At 66.4% G+C, this 15730-nt stretch carries 15 protein-coding genes; 10 read left to right on the top strand and 5 right to left on the bottom strand.

The genetic code is table 11. From position 1 onward, the window contains the following. Positions 1–75 precede the first annotated feature (75 nt). Positions 76–1722, bottom strand: coding sequence for a glutamate--tRNA ligase (locus A3E1_RS0133720; RefSeq protein WP_020525243.1), 1647 nt, complete (start codon positions 1720–1722; stop codon positions 76–78). 93 nt (positions 1723–1815) lie between these two features. Further along, a complete protein-coding gene (locus tag A3E1_RS43515; RefSeq protein WP_020525242.1) occupies positions 1816–2376 on the bottom strand; it encodes a GrpB family protein in 561 nt (186 codons plus the stop codon). A 113-nt stretch (positions 2377–2489) separates the two neighbouring features. Here A3E1_RS43515 and A3E1_RS0133710 point away from each other — a divergent pair, with 113 nt between their 5' ends. Both A3E1_RS0133710 and A3E1_RS0133705 read left to right on the top strand, forming a co-directional pair. Further along, positions 2490–3005, top strand: a complete 516-nt coding sequence (locus tag A3E1_RS0133710) for an AAA family ATPase (RefSeq protein ID WP_020525241.1) — start codon at positions 2490–2492, stop codon at positions 3003–3005. A 416-nt stretch (positions 3006–3421) separates the two neighbouring features. Next, entirely contained in the window at positions 3422–3793 is a 372-nt protein-coding gene (locus A3E1_RS0133705) for an STAS domain-containing protein (protein ID WP_157631905.1), read from the top strand. A gap of 89 nt (positions 3794–3882) precedes the next feature. Here A3E1_RS0133705 and A3E1_RS43510 read toward each other — a convergent pair whose 3' ends face one another. From A3E1_RS43510 to A3E1_RS43505, 3 genes are all read right to left on the bottom strand, one after another. Continuing rightward, positions 3883–4968: a M23 family metallopeptidase gene (locus tag A3E1_RS43510; protein ID WP_020525239.1), complete on the bottom strand. Its 1086-nt coding sequence runs from the start codon at positions 4966–4968 to the stop codon at positions 3883–3885. Between the two features lie 303 nt (positions 4969–5271). After that, positions 5272–5652 (bottom strand): hypothetical protein, encoded by a 381-nt coding sequence (locus tag A3E1_RS0133695; RefSeq protein ID WP_020525238.1) that lies wholly within the window; start codon positions 5650–5652, stop codon positions 5272–5274. Between the two features lie 78 nt (positions 5653–5730). Then, positions 5731–6225 (bottom strand): hypothetical protein, encoded by a 495-nt coding sequence (locus A3E1_RS43505; protein WP_020525237.1) that lies wholly within the window; start codon positions 6223–6225, stop codon positions 5731–5733. Between the two features lie 253 nt (positions 6226–6478). On the opposite strand from A3E1_RS43505, the gene A3E1_RS0133685 reads away from it, so the two are divergent. The 8 genes from A3E1_RS0133685 to A3E1_RS0133650 all read left to right on the top strand — a co-directional run bounded on the left by A3E1_RS0133685 (position 6479) and on the right by A3E1_RS0133650 (position 15719). Further along, positions 6479–6796 carry a hypothetical protein gene (locus A3E1_RS0133685; protein WP_020525236.1) on the top strand — a complete coding sequence of 106 codons (318 nt, stop codon included), beginning with the start codon at positions 6479–6481 and terminating at the stop codon, positions 6794–6796. 10 nt (positions 6797–6806) lie between these two features. Continuing rightward, positions 6807–7520: a hypothetical protein gene (locus A3E1_RS0133680; RefSeq protein WP_020525235.1), complete on the top strand. Its 714-nt coding sequence runs from the start codon at positions 6807–6809 to the stop codon at positions 7518–7520. Beyond that, complete coding sequence (locus A3E1_RS0133675) at positions 7520–9034, top strand: hypothetical protein (RefSeq protein ID WP_020525234.1); 1515 nt, start codon at positions 7520–7522, stop codon at positions 9032–9034. Before A3E1_RS0133680 ends, A3E1_RS0133675 begins: the two co-directional genes overlap by 1 nt. After that, complete coding sequence (locus A3E1_RS0133670; protein ID WP_020525233.1) at positions 9031–10566, top strand: SCO6880 family protein; 1536 nt, start codon at positions 9031–9033, stop codon at positions 10564–10566. Before A3E1_RS0133675 ends, A3E1_RS0133670 begins: the two co-directional genes overlap by 4 nt. A 70-nt stretch (positions 10567–10636) precedes the next feature. Continuing rightward, positions 10637–12205, top strand: coding sequence for a VirB4 family type IV secretion system protein (locus A3E1_RS0133665; protein WP_020525232.1), 1569 nt, complete (start codon positions 10637–10639; stop codon positions 12203–12205). 44 nt (positions 12206–12249) lie between these two features. Then, positions 12250–14022: a type IV secretory system conjugative DNA transfer family protein gene (locus tag A3E1_RS43500; protein ID WP_020525231.1), complete on the top strand. Its 1773-nt coding sequence runs from the start codon at positions 12250–12252 to the stop codon at positions 14020–14022. Beyond that, the gene (locus tag A3E1_RS45395; RefSeq protein WP_020525230.1) at positions 14019–14720 is read left to right on the top strand and encodes a hypothetical protein; all 702 of its coding nucleotides are present in this window, start codon (positions 14019–14021) and stop codon (positions 14718–14720) included. The genes A3E1_RS43500 and A3E1_RS45395 overlap by 4 nt, the downstream gene beginning before the upstream one ends. Positions 14721–14732: 12 nt before the next feature. Beyond that, entirely contained in the window at positions 14733–15719 is a 987-nt protein-coding gene (locus A3E1_RS0133650; RefSeq protein ID WP_020525229.1) for a DnaB-like helicase N-terminal domain-containing protein, read from the top strand. Positions 15720–15730: the final 11 nt, after the last annotated feature.

Below are 15730 nucleotides of genomic sequence, written 5' to 3'. Positions count from 1 at the left end.
TATCGAACGGTGTCGCGGTGTTCACGCGAGTTTCCCGTTCGAGGGACGGTCCCCTAGGCGACAGGTCGTGCCTTGCTAGCGGTTGGTGGTGAGGTGGGACAGGCGTGCGATAACTTCGTCGGCGCCGAGGGCGTGCGCGACGGCGTGCAGGTCGGGACTGCGGGTGGCACCCGTCAGCGCGACCCGCACGATCTGGGCGGCTTCCCGCACCGCGCCCGGGTAGCTGCTGGGGCTGGCCTTGAACGTCCTGACGTCGGGGGCGAAGCCGCACCGGATGGCGGTATCCCGGATCTGGGTGAACCAGGCCTCGCGGTCCGGGTCCTCACGGTAAGACGAGACCAACTCAGCGGCGAAAGTCTTCACCGCCAACGGGTCCAGGTACGCCAGGTCTGTTGCCTCCAATGTGGTCACCGGCGAAAACAGGTCGGGCAGGAAGTAGCCGTACACGGTGCGGAATTGATCCCATCGCCGCAGATCTTTACGCGGGTTGGCAACGCCGTCACGTTCGATGGCAAGCGCGCGCAAAGCGGCATCGCGTTGGCCGGCAAGGGAATGCGCCAGCGGCGGATCGAACTCCGCAGCCCACACCGCGACCTGGTCCAGAATCTGTTCGCCGGGCAGCGCAGCGATGTAGTCGGCGCACATGTCGTCGAGCTTGACCAGATCGACCAGCGCCCCGGAATTGTTGCACTCTGCCAAGCGAATCGGCTCCGCCAGCGCTTGTGCTGTCGGCATTTCGGCCAGCCTTCCGTTGGCCAGACCGCGCAGGTAATGCAGCAGCGGCTCAACCGGGAAGCCGCAGCGGATGTAGAAGTCGACTGAGGCTTCCGGGTCTTTGCGTTTGGACAGTTTGCGTTTACCGCGCCCATCGAGTTTGAGCAGCTGGGCAATGTGCGCATACGCGATCGGCGGGTGGCCGAGCGCGGCGAAAAGCTGATGGTGCAACGGAACCGACGGCAGCCACTCTTCGGCCCGCACCACCATGTTGACCCCCATCAGGCTGTCATCGACGGCATGGGCCAGGTGATAGGTCGGCAGCCGCAGCGGGCTGTCGGACGACTTGAGGATCACCGCGTCGTTGATGTTGTCGTTGAGCTCGATCCTGCCCCGGATCGCATCGGTGAACACGACTCTGCCGTCCACGCCAGGCGACCGAAACCTCACCACATAAGGTCTGCCGGTCTCGAGCGCAGCCAGGACGTCGTCGTCAGCGGCATCACGCCACGGCGCCCAGGAGCCGTAGTAGCCGGTCGGCACACCGGCGTTCCTTTGCCGCTCACTGAGCACGGCCAGGTCTTCTTTGCTGGCGAAGCACAGGTAGGCGTGGCCGCAGCGCAGCAAATGCCGCACGAATGACAGGTAGATGTCGGCGCGGGCTGACTGCGTGTACGGGCCATAGCGGCCCGTCATGTCATCCTCGTCTGCTGCCACACGGAAATGCGCGAACGCACGGGCGAACTGTGCGGTGGCGCCGGCGAGTTCACGGGCCTGGTCGGTGTCCTCGATACGAACGAAGAAGCTGCCGCCGGAGTGCGTGGCGAGGTCCTTGGAGATCATGGCGGCGTAGATCCCGCCGATGTGCAGATGCCCGGTCGGGCTGGGCGAGAACCGGGTCACCAGCGCCCCCACCGGAAAGTCCCGGGGCGGGTAGCGGTCGAACCAGAACGACGTCTCGGGCAGGTCGGCAGGAAACAGGCTGTCGATTACGGATGTGCTGAGCATGGCAGGCACCTTCACAGGCGGGGTGGCCCGCAACGGGCCACCGGGCGTAGGAACAAGGCAACGGGGGCCGGGGCGGCGAACAGCGGCTGCTGGTCAGCGCCCCATAAGCTGTCGCACTAATTCCTGCTTGCCCGCGGTGTACGCCGCACGGTCACCCGAATGCTCGGCCGCCAACTGCTGCTTGAGCTGCTCATACCTGACGCGTGCGACCGCGTCGGCGCGCAGCAGATCACGGAAAGCCAGATAGTCGTTCCACGCTGGTCCGCCGTAAACCACGACGTGGGCATGAGCGACTCGGAACAGTGGTGCGCTCTCATAGACAAACAGCAGACCGCCGTCGTCGCCCTTGTCGCCTCGGAACAGCCAGCCCGTCCGGGTCATCGCATCGATCACTGAACTCGCGTCGGCTGGCCTGATACCGATGGCAATATCGATGATCGGCTTGGCCTTCAGCTCGGGGACAGCCGTCGACCCGACATGTTCGATCGCGACCGCCATGCTGCCCAGCGAAGCGGAAAGAGGCCGGCTCAGCTGATCGAAGAGCCCAACCCAGCCCGGATCGTGATCAACGACCGTGACAGTTCCGTAGGAAAGCCCGACAAGTGGTGGGCGCGCAGAGCCGTCAGGTGTGTCTGACGCAATCGACGGGCTCATATCGATGCAAAGTAGCCGATGGCATGCTCACGGTCACGCGAATTGCCGCACCGTAGGCTCGTCTATCGATTTGCTGCGCCGGAAGATCGGCATCGCCCGCGTAGAATGCCGCAGTGAACGCACCCCGGCTGATTCTGGTCACGGGCGCCTCCGGAGCCGGTAAGACGACCCTGGCACACAGGCTCGGCCGCACGATCGGATGCCCAGTGATCAGCCGTGACGAGATCAAAGAAGGCATGGTCGTCAACACCCCAGGCTTCGAAGCCACCCCAGGCGACCCCCTCACCACACGGACGTTCGACATCTTCTTCGACACCCTTGCACTTCTGCTCGAGGCCGGAGTCACGGTAGTCGGCGAGGCTGCCTTCCAAGACCACGTCTGGCGCAAAGGCCTAGAACGGCTCAACGCAGACCTACGAATCATCGAATGCCGAACCGATCCTGCCAACATGACTACGCGAAGGGCCGATCGGTACAAGAGCAACGCCGTACATGCACGCGCTCACGTCTACCCCGACCCGCGAAAGGAATGGGTCGGGCTGAGCATGGCGAAGCTGACGGTCGACACGACCGACGGCTACCAGCCGAATCTCGACGACATTTGCAAGTACGCGCTCGGCGCTGGATGAGCTATGTCCACAACGGACGATATTTCCAAGAGCCGGAACACGTTAGGCGCTGGTTCACAAAGGTGCGATCAACAACTGCGCTGTCGTTGAGCGCCAGCCTATGCCGTGGGGTGTTCGCGGCGCGGGGCGGATCCTGCAGCGGCAGCACGGAAATACCCGGCCTATTGTAGGTTCGCGTTGTAGATGGCGGAGCCAACGTCATTCGCCCGTGCTAAGGCCGGGTTTCTCATCGATTTGTCGGCGGTGCGTTCTCACCGATCTGGCGAAATCCTCATGATCTAGCGTCGTTTGCTGCGTGATTTTGCTGGTGATCGCCGATAAGGTGAGGGTCGATCGTCAGTCTGGACCCTGCTGGGAGATCACGAAGCGCGCTGGCTGGAGGTCTGCGCGTCTCCTCTGGCAGTGGGGTGATGACGATGAGGTCGTTTTCGGTCAACAAACGTTGTGTCGGCGGGTCAAGTGTCCGGTTGGAGTTGGCTGGAGACGTCCGGGGTGTGGCGGCTGAGCAACTGACACCGATGATTCTTGAGGCGATCGTGGCTGGCTGGGCCGATGAGTTGCATGTCGATCTCGACGCGGTGACCTATTTGGACGGTGCTGGTGTTCTGGCACTGGTGTGCGGCTATGTCGCAGCCGTCGAATGCGGCAGTGCTTATCGCGTCGTCAATGCCCGGGGACAGGCGCAGCGGACGTTAGAGGCGACCGGCGTGGTTGAGATGCTGGCCGACAGTGAGGATCTCGGTGCTTTAGTGCTTGCGCTGCTGAGCAGGCCGCCGCGAAAACACTGAGGGTCCTAGGGATTCTCATCGACTTGGCGAATTCGCCAGATGTACGTCAATTCAAATGAGAATTCGCCACTAATGATGAGATCCTACACCTATCCGCTCTTGCCGAGAGTGACGCCTCGGGCGGCCATGAAGGGCAAGGGATCAACGGCGTTGGCGTTGTTGGCTGGCGCACCCGTATGAGTCTCGAAGTGCAGGTGGACGCCGGACGAGTTGCCGCTCGTGCCCATCAGGCCGATGACTTGGCCGGCTTGAACGGTCTGGCCGGTGCGTACGAAGGGCTGGCGCCACATGTGTCCGTATCGGGTCACGGTGCGATCGGGGTGGAGGATGTCGACCTTCCAGCCGTAGCCGGGTGTGGACATCGATCCGTCTTCGTCGCAGTTGCTGCCCCCGTTGCATTCGGCGATAAGGACTATGCCGGAGCTGGCGGCGTGGATGGGGGTTCCGCGCGTGCCGCCGAGGTCGACACCGTAGTGGTCCTCGCGGCCGGGCTCGCGGAAGTAGCTGTTGATGCCGCCGGGGACAGGCTTGGCCCAGCCGCCAGCGCCTACTGCACCGTTCTGGCAGGTGACCGCGCCGCCACCGATGAGCGCGACTAGCGCGGTCGCGAGCGGCTCGTGCTTGGCGTAGGCGTCGGGGAACGCCGAGATCTGCACCTTCTGGGCGGCGACGGTGATGGGGAGGGTTTCCCAGCCGTCGATGCGCTTGAGGGCGCTGTAGAACTTCATCGCCGAGATTTTCGGCGTCATGAGTTCTTCGACGGTGCCCCAGCCGCCTTCGCCGTCTGGCGGCAACGGCCGCTGTTGGAACAGGCCGACCGAGTCGTGGTCGGCGCCTTGGCCTTCGTGCGGCAGGGTCATGCTCTTCGGCACCGTCGGGTTGGCCATGTTCTTGAAGTAGCTCTCCTGCGCCACGGTCGCGAGCGCGACCACCGCGGCCCGGGGCGGGAGTTTCATCTCGACCGACACGTCGTAGACGGTCTTGGCGTGGCCAAGTTGGGTGGCGTTGAGGTCCTTGATGGTCTGGTTGACCGGAGCGGACGGGTCGATGGCGGCGACGCAGCCGATGCTGCTGGCGACCGGGTCGAGCGCACCGCTGCCGGTGGCGGCGACCGCGACACCGAACGCGAGCAGGACCGGGGTCAGAGCGCCGAAGCCGAGCAGTTTGACGTTCATCGCCGCACCCGAGGGTGGGCAGGGCGAAGCAACGGTGGGGGCATGAGGGGGTCGCGTCCGTTCTGCCGATGGGCAGCCACGCACCCGGCTAGGGGTCCGCGCATGGTGGGGTCGCGGAAACAGCTAGGGAGGGTGTGGCTGAGGGGGCAGCGCGCGACTACTTGGCGTCGGTCAGCTGCTGTGCAGCGGTCCGTGCCACGCGATGTGCAGCGAATGTACGCGACCGTAAAGGCGCGATGTCAAGTGAGGTTTCGCATAAATCGGCAGGCCACAGCCTCGGAGGTAGACCGGGTGCGCGGGAGGTTAGGGCTGGAGCCGCTCGGCGAGTGCTTGGCTCATGGCGCGGGCCTCGACTTCCTGCTCGGCGCTGAACACGTCAATCGCTCCGTTGGTCGCCCGGCCGTGCACGACGTCGCTGGAACTGGCTGGCTGCGGTTGGTGGCCGAGAGCGAGGTGAGCCAGTTCGTGGAGTTGCTGCTGGCGGGTGGGGCCGGTGAACACGATGGTGCCGCCCGGCGAAGTTTGCAACCAGATGCCGTGCCCGGTCAGGTCGTCGACCACGATCACCTTGGCCTGGTGTTGAGTGGCGATGACGCTGCGCAAGTGCTCCAGGCAGGCGTCGTCCAGGCGGATGGCGGCGGCTTTGGCGCGGGCGGCCTGCAGGAGGAGGTTGTCGTTGACCACCTACGCCCCCTCGGCTGCTGTTTCACCCGTTTTCGGGTGTTTCCAGTTTAAGGGCTGGCTGAGGTGAGGGAGCTGTGATCAGGCTGTTTCCGTTGCGTCTGTGATGCGGGCGGGCGGCAGGCCGGCCAGGGCGCGGGTCTCGATCGCGACGCGAAGGAGTGCGTGGAGCATGCCCGGGGGCAGGCCCTGAATCTGGGCGACGACTGCTCGGACGTCGGCGTCGCGCAGGGCGGCGATGACGTCGAGGTGGTCGTTGACCTCGGCGGCGATCTGGTCGTCGTCGAGATAGCCAGGGGCCACGCCGAAGAACGTCTCGATGGCGCGGATCAAGCGGTGGTTGGTGCGGCCGGTCTGGCCGCGCAGACCCCGGCGCAGATAGCTGAGGTTCTGGCCGGTGACGAGCGGGTGCCCGGCGGCGTCGTTGATCGCGGCAGCCACCTCGACGTAGGTGTACTCGCGCGGCGAGGTGTTCCCGTTGGGCTCGGGAACGGCCGGGACGAACAGCACGCTGCGGAAGAGGAAGTCGAGCCGCTCAGCGAGTCGTCCGGGGCTGGCGGGGGTGCCAGGGGCCACGGGGGTCTCCTGTGTCGCGGTGATGATTCGTCAGATCATGCCTGCCCAACACGTGTTTGACAAGCCTCTAGGCAAACCCGGAGAAATTTTGAACTTTCCTCAACAATCGTTTGACAACGCCCCTTCCGATCTAGCTAATGTGGCCGCCAACACGATCACGCAACGTGACCGGCAGCTAGGAACTTGGCCCTGACCTGCGGTTCCGTGCGGGACGTGATAACCCTCTGTCACTGTTCCCCCTCGGAGTACAGCTATGTCAGTCAATGCGCAGCACTATGCCCAAATTGCGCTGGATGTCCTATCTGACGTGGTGCCCAACCCGGCACCCGCAGATCCGACAGGCGGATCTCAGGGCGTTTCGCTTCTCATCTCCTACGCCAAATGGGGCGCGCTGATCGCGTGTGCACTCGCCGCCGCGATCTCCGGCGGCATGATGGCCATCGGCAAGCTCAGCAACAGGCCCGACACCGCGGAGAAGGGCAAGAGCGCCTTCATCTGGTCGCTGGGCGGCGTCATCGCCACCGCCATCGCCATCCCCTTGGTCAACACCGTGTTCGGCGCGGCGAGCTAAGCGGCCGAACATGTCCAACAGCTTCCTGAACGGCGCGGGGCGCGGCCGTCGGGCGGCGGTGATCCTCATCGTCGCCGTGTCGGCCCTCGCCCTGATCGCCGCCATCGCAGCCCTCGTGCTCGCAGGCCGCGGCACAAAGGCCGACACGGCAAACACCACACCCAAGCCCGACACCACCGTGAACGTCCCCACCGGACCGCTCACGCAGATCAAGGGCAAGAGCACCATCGACGGCGTCTCGGTCGGCTACCCGCATACAACTGCAGGCGCAGTGTCCGCAGCCGCCGAATACGCAGCGGTGATGGGTTCAACCCTCGATCCAGATCGGGCGCGGGCCATCGCGCAGCTGATCGCCGACGCCAGCTACACCAACGCGGTCGAGAAGGCAGTCGCCGGACGTCTCAGCAGCCGAAAGACCCTCGGGGTGCCTGAATCAGGTCCGGTGCCGACCGGTGTCTCGATGATCCTCGCGCCAGCCGCCTATCAATTGAGGTCGGTCACGCCAGACAGTATGACGGTTTTGCTGCTGTCCTACCTGACCACGTCGGATGTCAATGGGACCATCACACCCCGCCACATCATCATGCCGGCCGAGATGCACTGGGACGGCAGCGATTGGAAACTAGCAGCGCCGCCGAGCACGGATAGCGACTACAGCTCTCTGTTGGCCCAACCGGGAACCGCCGACGCAACGGCGAAGGGCTGGCAGGTGATCCAGCCGTGATGAACGAATGCGATTTGCTGGAGAACCCCACCGGATGCCTGGGAGATGTCGCCGGCGGGATCGTCAGCGGTGCTGCGTCCAACGCCTGGGAGTCGGTGTGCAAGAGCTTCGCCGATGGCGCGGTCGCTCTGTTGGGCGAGTTCGCGAACTTGTTTGTCAACTTCCCCAACGCGGACTTGACCGCGGTGGCGCAGCCGAACGGCCCGTACGCGATCTCGATGTGGATCGCCAGCGGCATCGCCGTGCTTCTACTGCTCGGTCAGGTGATCCGCACTGCGGTGACTAACGACGGGTCGGCGATCGCGCAGGGCCTGGTCGGTGCAGGGAAGCTGCTGCTGGCGATCATTGCGACGCTGACGATCGCCACCGCAGCGATGGCGGCTTCCGACGAGATCTCCAAGGGCATCGTCGATCGTTCGCTGGGCGGCTCGGATGGTTTAAAGAAGTCACTGACCGGGTTGTTCGCGTTCTCGCAGGCGGGCGCCGCACCCGGGCAAGCGAAGCTGGTTGCTCCGGCGTCGCTCGTGCTGATCCTGGCTTTGGTCGGCGCCGTGCTGACGTTGATCCTCTGGTTCGAGATGCTGCTGCGCAACGCGGCCATCCTGATCCTGGTCGCGACCGCGCCGATCGCCGCCGCGGGCCAGCTGGCAGAGTCCACGCGGTCCTGGTGGACCAAGCTGTGCTCGGCCACCATTCAGCTGATCATCTTGAAGCCGATCATTACCCTGATCTTCGCGATCGGGTTCGGGATCGCCTCCAAACCCGGCGACGTGACCGACAAGAACGACGTCGCGCGGATCCTGTCCGGGATGCTGATCCTTCTCCTGGCAGTGGTGGCGTGGCCGGTGATCGCGCGGTTCTTCACCTTCGCCCAGGTCAGCTTCGCCGGTGGTGGGATGGCGGGCATGCTTGGCTTCGCCGCGGGCCGCGCTAACGCCGGTAGCGGCGGTCCTGTCGGGGTGAACCCGAGCGAGTTCTCCCAGATGACCGAGGCCCGCACGATGGCCTCGGCCGGAGCGGCGGAATCGTCGTCGGTGATGGGCGCAGGCTCGGCGACCGGGGCGTTGAGCGCAACCGGCGGCGGTGCTGCGGCTTCTGGCGGCGCTGCCTCTGGCGGTGCGATGGCAGGCGCGGGTGCGCTCGGCGCGGTCGCCGCCCCGCTCGCGGTCGCTGCGGCGGGTATCGACATCGCCCAGCGCGGAGTCAACGCGCTGGCGGGGCGGATGGAGCAGATGGCCGGGCACGCCGGTATTCACGGCGCCCACCCGCACGCTCGCCCGGCTGGCCACGCTCAGTTCGGCGGCTCCTGGAGTAGTCCCGGCGGCGGGCAGGCTGCGCCGCAGGCAGAGCTGGACCGCAGCGGCCAGGTCGCCACGATGCCGGTTTCGGCCGGTGGAATGCCCGAAACCCGCGCCGCTGACCACACGGTGGCGGTCGATCCACCACCCCCTGTGTCGCCGGTGATCCCGGTGCAAGCCCAGCCCCACAGCGTGATTGAGGAGGTCGGCCGATGAGCGCCAACCAGGAGCCTGCCGTGCGGACCTACTTCGGTTGGCAGCACGAAAAGGTCGCGTTCCTTTTCGGGATGAGCGCGCAGCGTGTCGCGATGCTCGCCGCCGCCGTGCTGACCGCGATCTGGCCCCTGGCGTCGTCGCGCTTGCAGTCGGGGCTGGTGCTGTGGCCGATCAGCATCGCGCTGATCGCGATCGTGTTCGTGCGCTTGGGCGGCCGGACCCTTGACGAGTGGGCGTTGGCCTTCGTCTCCTTCCACCTCAACAAGTCCCGCACGAGGACCAAGTTCCTATCGGCTGCGTTCGCCCCGGAATCGGTGCAGGACAAGGCCGGTCCCAAGCCGATGGACCTGCCCGGCGTCCTGGCCCCCTTGAAGATCATGGAGGGCAACGGGCCGCACGGAGCGCCCCTAGCGGTGGCGTACCACCGGCTGGATCGCACCTACACCGCCGTGGCGAAGGTGCGCTACTCCGGGATCTCGCTGGTGGACTCCTCGCGGCGTGAGCAGCGGGTGTCCGGGTGGGGCGCGTTGCTGGCCGGGCTGTGCACCGAAGGCAATGTCATCACCAGAGTCCAAGCGCTGCAACGGATTGTGCCGGAGTCGGGTGCGGCGTTGCGCCGCTGGCACCACGACCATGTCTCCCCGGCCGCACCGGAGGTGTCGGTCGCGGTGACCGAAGGCCTGCTGGCCACCGCAACTCTGGCTACGAGTCAGCGCGAGGCGTACCTGGCGTTCACAATGGACGAATCCCGGGCGCGTGCCGCGATCAAAAGCGCGGGCGGCGGATCGGTCGCCGCCGCCGAGGTCCTGTCCCGTCACCTTCGGGCGCTGGGCGCCTCGATCGCCGGAGCTGACCTGCAGATCGAATCGTGGCTCAGCGCACGCGATCTCGGTGAGGTGATCCGCACCGCATTCGACCCGCACTCCGGACGCCCTCTGGCCGAGCGGCGCGCCAACGCCAGCGGCCTTGGCGCGCAAGGACTTCCCGCCGGTGTGGACCCGGCGGTCGCCGGTCCGGCCGCAGCGGAAAGCATGCCCCATGCCTATGCCCACGACGGTGCCCACTCGGTGACATACTGGGTGCACGACTGGCCGCGCAACCACGTCTACGCCACCGTCCTGGCCCCGCTGCTGGGCGAAGGCTCACACCGTCGGTCGTTCAGCATGCACGTCGAGCCGCTCGGGCCGCGGGAGGCGTCGCGCAAGGTAATGGGCGAGCGCACCAAACGCTCCATCGCGGTCGGGATGCGCCACCGCACAAAGCAAATCGTTCCCGAACACGAGAAGCAGGCCCTAGCACGCGCCGAGGCCCAGGACGCCGAACTCGCGCAGGGTCACGGCCTGGTCCGCTACACCGGCTACGTGACGATCACCGTCACCGACGCCGACCAGCTCGAAGACGCGTGCATGGCCCTGGAAGCCGACGCCGCCGCAGCCCGTATCGAGATCCGGCGCATGTGGTACGCCCACGACGCTGGGTTCGCGATGGGCGCTCTCCCGCTCGGCTACGGCCTGCCCCGCAAGCGCTGGTGACGACTATGACCAGTCCTGTCTGCCTGCTCAATCTGCGCCGGGGAACCCGCCGCGCCCCAGGGGTGTGGCTGTGCGGCCGAAAGCATGGCGGCGCGGTCGGCCGGATTCCGTTGCCGCGCAACTGTTCGGAAAGGGAAAACTGATGCTGACCCGCAAACGCGGCAACGAGCTGCCGGTGGTCGACATCACCGACGTGCTCGGCCCGATGGCCAAGCCCACCAAGAACAGCAAGGTGCGCCAGAAGAAGGAACGGCAACCCACCGAGCCGGTCCCTCCGCGCCGCGGCTGGGCGAGGCCTTTCGCCGGCCGCGCATCCAGGTTGCCGGACATCCCAGTGTTCCGTGGTTCGACCGGGCAGATGCAGGGCCTGTATCCGTGGCTGTACGGGCAGACCATGCCCCCTGCCGGCACCTACATCGGCGTGGACACCCAATCGGGCGGCTCGTTCTCCTGCCATCCGATCGAGTGGCTGCGCCGTGGGCTGATCACCAACCCGAACATGCTGATCACCGGCGTTCCCGGGTCCGGGAAGTCCGCAACGATCAAGCTCCTCGCGTTGCGACTGATGGCCTACGGCGTGCGCAGCTTTGTCTTGGGGGACATCAAGAACGAATATGCCGGCCTGGCCCGATACCTGGGGGTGGAGCCGGTGGAGCTCGGACCGGGCCTCGGCAACCGGCTCAACCCCCTCGATTCGGGTCCGCTGGGCCGCAACCTGCCTGCCGACGCCGAGCGGCTGCGCCAGCGCCTCGACGAGATTCACCGCCGCCGCATCACCCTCCTCTCGAGCCTGCTGGTGATGCGGCTGGGCCGGGCGCTGACCCCGACCGAGGAAGCCGCGCTGTCACTGGCCATCAAGCACGCCTCCGGGGAAGCCGACGGTGCCACCGATCTGGTGGATCCGACCATCCCGCAGGTGTGGGCGCTGCTGCGCGACCCTCTCGACGATATGGCCCGCGAGCTGCGGGTGCGCGGCGAGGACACCGCCGAGCTGCGAGAGATGATCCGCCCGGTCGCCGACGCCCTCGGGAACATGGTCAACGGCTCGCTGAGCGGCTTGTTCGACGCGGCGACCACCGTGCGCCTCGACTTCGACGCACCTATCCAGACCGTTGACCTGTCCAGGATCGACGGGCGCGGTGACGAGACCGTCGCGATGACGCTAGCCTGCGTGTCCTCTTGGGGGCAGGCGGCGATCGACGAACCCGGCGGCCCGGTCCGCCTGGTCATCCGCGACGAGCTGTGGCGGGCGATGCGCGTCCCGGCGATGATTCGCAAAGTCGACAGCGATCTTCGGCTGTCCCGGGCGCAGGGAACCATCCAGGTGATGTCCACCCACCGCCTGGCCGACTTCGAGGCCGTCGGCCCGGCGGGCTCGGAAGAAGTCAAGATCGCATCGAACTTGATCGCGTCGTGTGACATCCGGGTCTGCCTGCGCCAGGACACCGCGCCGCTGGCGATGACCCGCGATGCGATCGGGCTGACCGACACCGAATGCCGGCACATCGAGTCTTGGTCAGGTGAGCACGTCGGCCGTGCGCTGTGGAAGGTCGGCCGCCAGCCGTCCCAGATCGTGCAGTCGATCCTGTCGCCGCTGGAGAAGCAGCTGTTCTACACCAACGAACGCATGGCGGTCTAACACACCACGTTCTTGTGTCCGATGTGGAATCAGGAAGGATACCGATGAGCGCCAACACCACCCGCGTCGGTGGCGGAACAATCGCCACCGGCTCGGACGCGCTGCTGATCGCCATCATCGGCCTGGCCGGTTTCCTGTCGATCGGCACCTGGCTGTCCGGGCAGCTCGCCGGACTGCTGTTCCGCGCTAGCTGGCCGGACACCGGGTTCGGCGACGCGTTCACCATCGCGTTCGCCCTCCCACAGCATCTGGCCGACCCGAAGATGGCCTGGCCGGCCGCCGCCCGCAGCGACCTGCCCGGCCCGGCAGGGTTCTACATCGCCATGCTCCTAATCTTGGCTCTATTCGTCGCCGCAGCGGTGGTCGGCTACCGCCGGTTCGGCACCGGTGGACAGCGGCGGGGTATGGCTTCCCGGCAGCAGCTGGCCAAGACCATGACCGCCTCTGCGGTGCTGGCGAAAGCCAAGCGGCTGCGCCCGAACCTCACTGGCAAGCTGCGGGTGGAAGACGTCGCGGTCGATCTCGGCCACGCGGGCAACACCGCCCTGTATGCGAGCCTGGAAACCTCAGTGCTGGTCCTGTCCGCGCCACGGCAGGGCAAGACGTCGCAGGTGATCATCCCGTGGCTGCGGACCTTCCCCGGCGCTGCCCTGGTGACCTCGGTTCGTCACGACGTGCTGGAAGCCACCGCCATGCTGCGGCCGGGCACCGCATGGGTGATGGACCTGACCGGCGACCTGTCCTGGCCGCACAAACTGCGCTGGTCACCGATCGCCGGCTGTGAACAGTTCGAGACCGCCCGCCGCCGCGCCGACACGATGATCCAAGTCGGCAAACAGGGCAGCGACTCCAGCAACTCCGGGTTCTTCGCCATGACCGCGACCAACATCATGGCCGGCTGGCTGCACACCGCCGCCCTCACTGGCCGGACGATGCGCGACGTCCTCGACTGGTCAGTCGACGAAACCGACGACACCCCGGTGCGTCTCCTACGCGACGCACACGGCGCCGAACCCGGCGTCCTGAAAATGCTCGACAAGCTCTACCGCCAGCCCGGCACCACCCGCGCCAACCTGTTCACCACCGTGCAGACCTCCACCACCGCCCTGTTCGGCAAAGCCGCCCAGCAGGTGTTCTGCGGACTTCCTTCCGACAGCTTCGACCTCGACACATTCGTCACCGCAGGGGAAGGCACCATCTACCTGCTCGTCGACGAGAACGAAGTCACCGGACTGGCCCCGCTGGTGACCTCGTTCGTCCGCGAACTGCTGCGCACCGCGGTCCGCCACGCCACCGCCTCACCCAACGGGCGCCTGGACCCGCCGCTAGGGCTGATCCTCGACGAGGTCACCAACGTCGTCCCCCTGCCCGACCTGCCGAAATACATGTCCACCAGTGCAGGCTTCGGCATCTTCATCACCGCCGTGGCACAAAACCTCGCTGCCCTGGAAGAACGCTGGGGAAGAGTCGGCCGCGACCAGATGTGGAGCAACTCCACCATCAAGATCGCTTTGGGTGGGCTGTCCGGCGACGACCTCGAGGAGTTCTCGCAACTGTCCGGCACCTATCGCGAGACGCTGCTGGTCGCCCAACGCAACCGCGACGGCATCAGCCAGCAAGCCACCGTCGTCGACCGCAAAACCATGTCACCCGAAGCGATCCGCACGCTCGACGAAACCGCGCGCCAAGCACTAGTCATCCACGCGACCACCCCAGCAGTGACCACCCGCATGACCCGCCACTTCGAAAGCCGACACGCCAAGCAATACGCCGCCGCTGCCCAGCAGGCGCGAGAACATATGGGAGGACCACGATGAGCACCAACGCGGCCATCCCAGCACAGGCACCGCCGCCGCTGATCCGCGAATGGCATGCGATGACCCGCGACGAGCAGGCCACCGAATGGCAGGCCCTCGTGGAATGGGTCATCTGGATCCACGACCTATACGAGCTGTCCCGTGAAGAACGGCTACCGCTGTGCTGGCCCAACCACCCCGGCCTTGTGGAGGAGTTGCGGGCGCTCAAGGCGTGGCGGCAGGTCATCTACACCGCACCCGAGAACGCCACGGCCGGGCACACCGCGCGCTCCTGGCACGGCGAACTCCGCCAGACCATCGCCGCCTGCGCTGGCTTCTGGGCCCCCTCGTGCCGCTCGGGTCACACCGACGCCGCGCTGCTGACAGACCTCCCCGGCGAACACCCCCGCGCCTGGCTGGAAACCGGACCACCGCTCATGGCATCCGCACCCGCACCGACCACAGCTCCTTCGGCCACGGCCGAAGGCGGACTTGGGATGAGCGCGTCGGCAATGGCCGCCGCGCTTGAGGCCGGTCGCGCCGTCGTGCACAGCAGCAGCCTGCCGATCTACGCCCAACTCGACGGCACCTGGTGGACCCGCACCCCAGACGACACCTGGCTGCCGTGCACCGACCCCCAACACCAAGCACACCTCGACAGCACCGCCGCCGCCATGCGCGCCGCCGACACCCAACTAGACGAACTGCGCCCCGAGTAAGAGAGGACCACCATGACCGACTTGATCATGCGAGCCGAGCAAGGCGTCCTCGGCGCACTGCTCTCCGCCCGCGACCCCGACGAACACGCCCTCGTCTACACCAGCCTGGACGCCGACATGTTCGGCCACCCCGCCCACCAGGCCATCTACACGGCGCTGGCGGACCTGCGGCTCGGCGACTATACCCAGGTCGAACTCATCACCGCGGTCGGCGCAGCGGTCGACCGCGGCGACGTCGACACCGCATGGCTCACCCAGCTCGCCGCCGACGCCCCCGACGACCCGCACGTGCGCGCCTACGTCAAAATCGTCCTCAACGCAGCATTCGACCGGGACATGCTGGATTTCGCCGATCCATACCTGGCCGCCGCCGAACTCGAAAACGACCTCGAAGCCCGCGCAGCCCTTCAGCACACCGGGGCGGCGCTCGAAGCCCAAGCCGCGATTTTCGCCGCCTCGAGCATCATCGCCCCCGACACCTCCGTCGTCAGCACGTCCGTCGTGGTGGAAGTAGACCTCACCCGGGAGGAACAGGTACTCGCCGACCTGCTCCAGCACCCCGACCAGGCAGGCAAAGTCGCCGCATGGCTCGACCCGGAGGTGTTCACCACCGAACAACGGCGAATGGCGTTCGAGATCACCGTCTCCCATGCCTACCACGGCGACCCCGTCGACCCCGTGATCGTCGCGTGGGAGATCGAACGCGGCCGCGAAATCAACGCCTACTACCAGCGCGAACCAGGACCCGCCGACCCGGAGCGGGAACCGGACTACCGCTACCTGACCAGGCTCGGCGCCACCGCCGTGGCCACGGGAACAGCAGTCGTCATCGGCCACGAACTGCTCAGCGAACATGTCTCGGCTGGCCTGGCCGTCAGCGCCGCCGCAGCGCACGAACGCCAAGCATCGGCCGCCCGGCAGCAGCCCGCCGCCACTACGCAAGCACCGTTGGAATCGTCCGCCATAAACCCGGTCACCGACCGCCGTATCGAGCTGTGACGGGAGGACTT

It is taken from the genome of Catelliglobosispora koreensis DSM 44566 (assembly GCF_000379685.1).
Classification (GTDB): domain Bacteria; phylum Actinomycetota; class Actinomycetes; order Mycobacteriales; family Micromonosporaceae; genus Catelliglobosispora; species Catelliglobosispora koreensis.
Note: the sequence above shows the minus strand (reverse complement) of the source record. Positions and strands in the feature narration are given on the sequence as shown.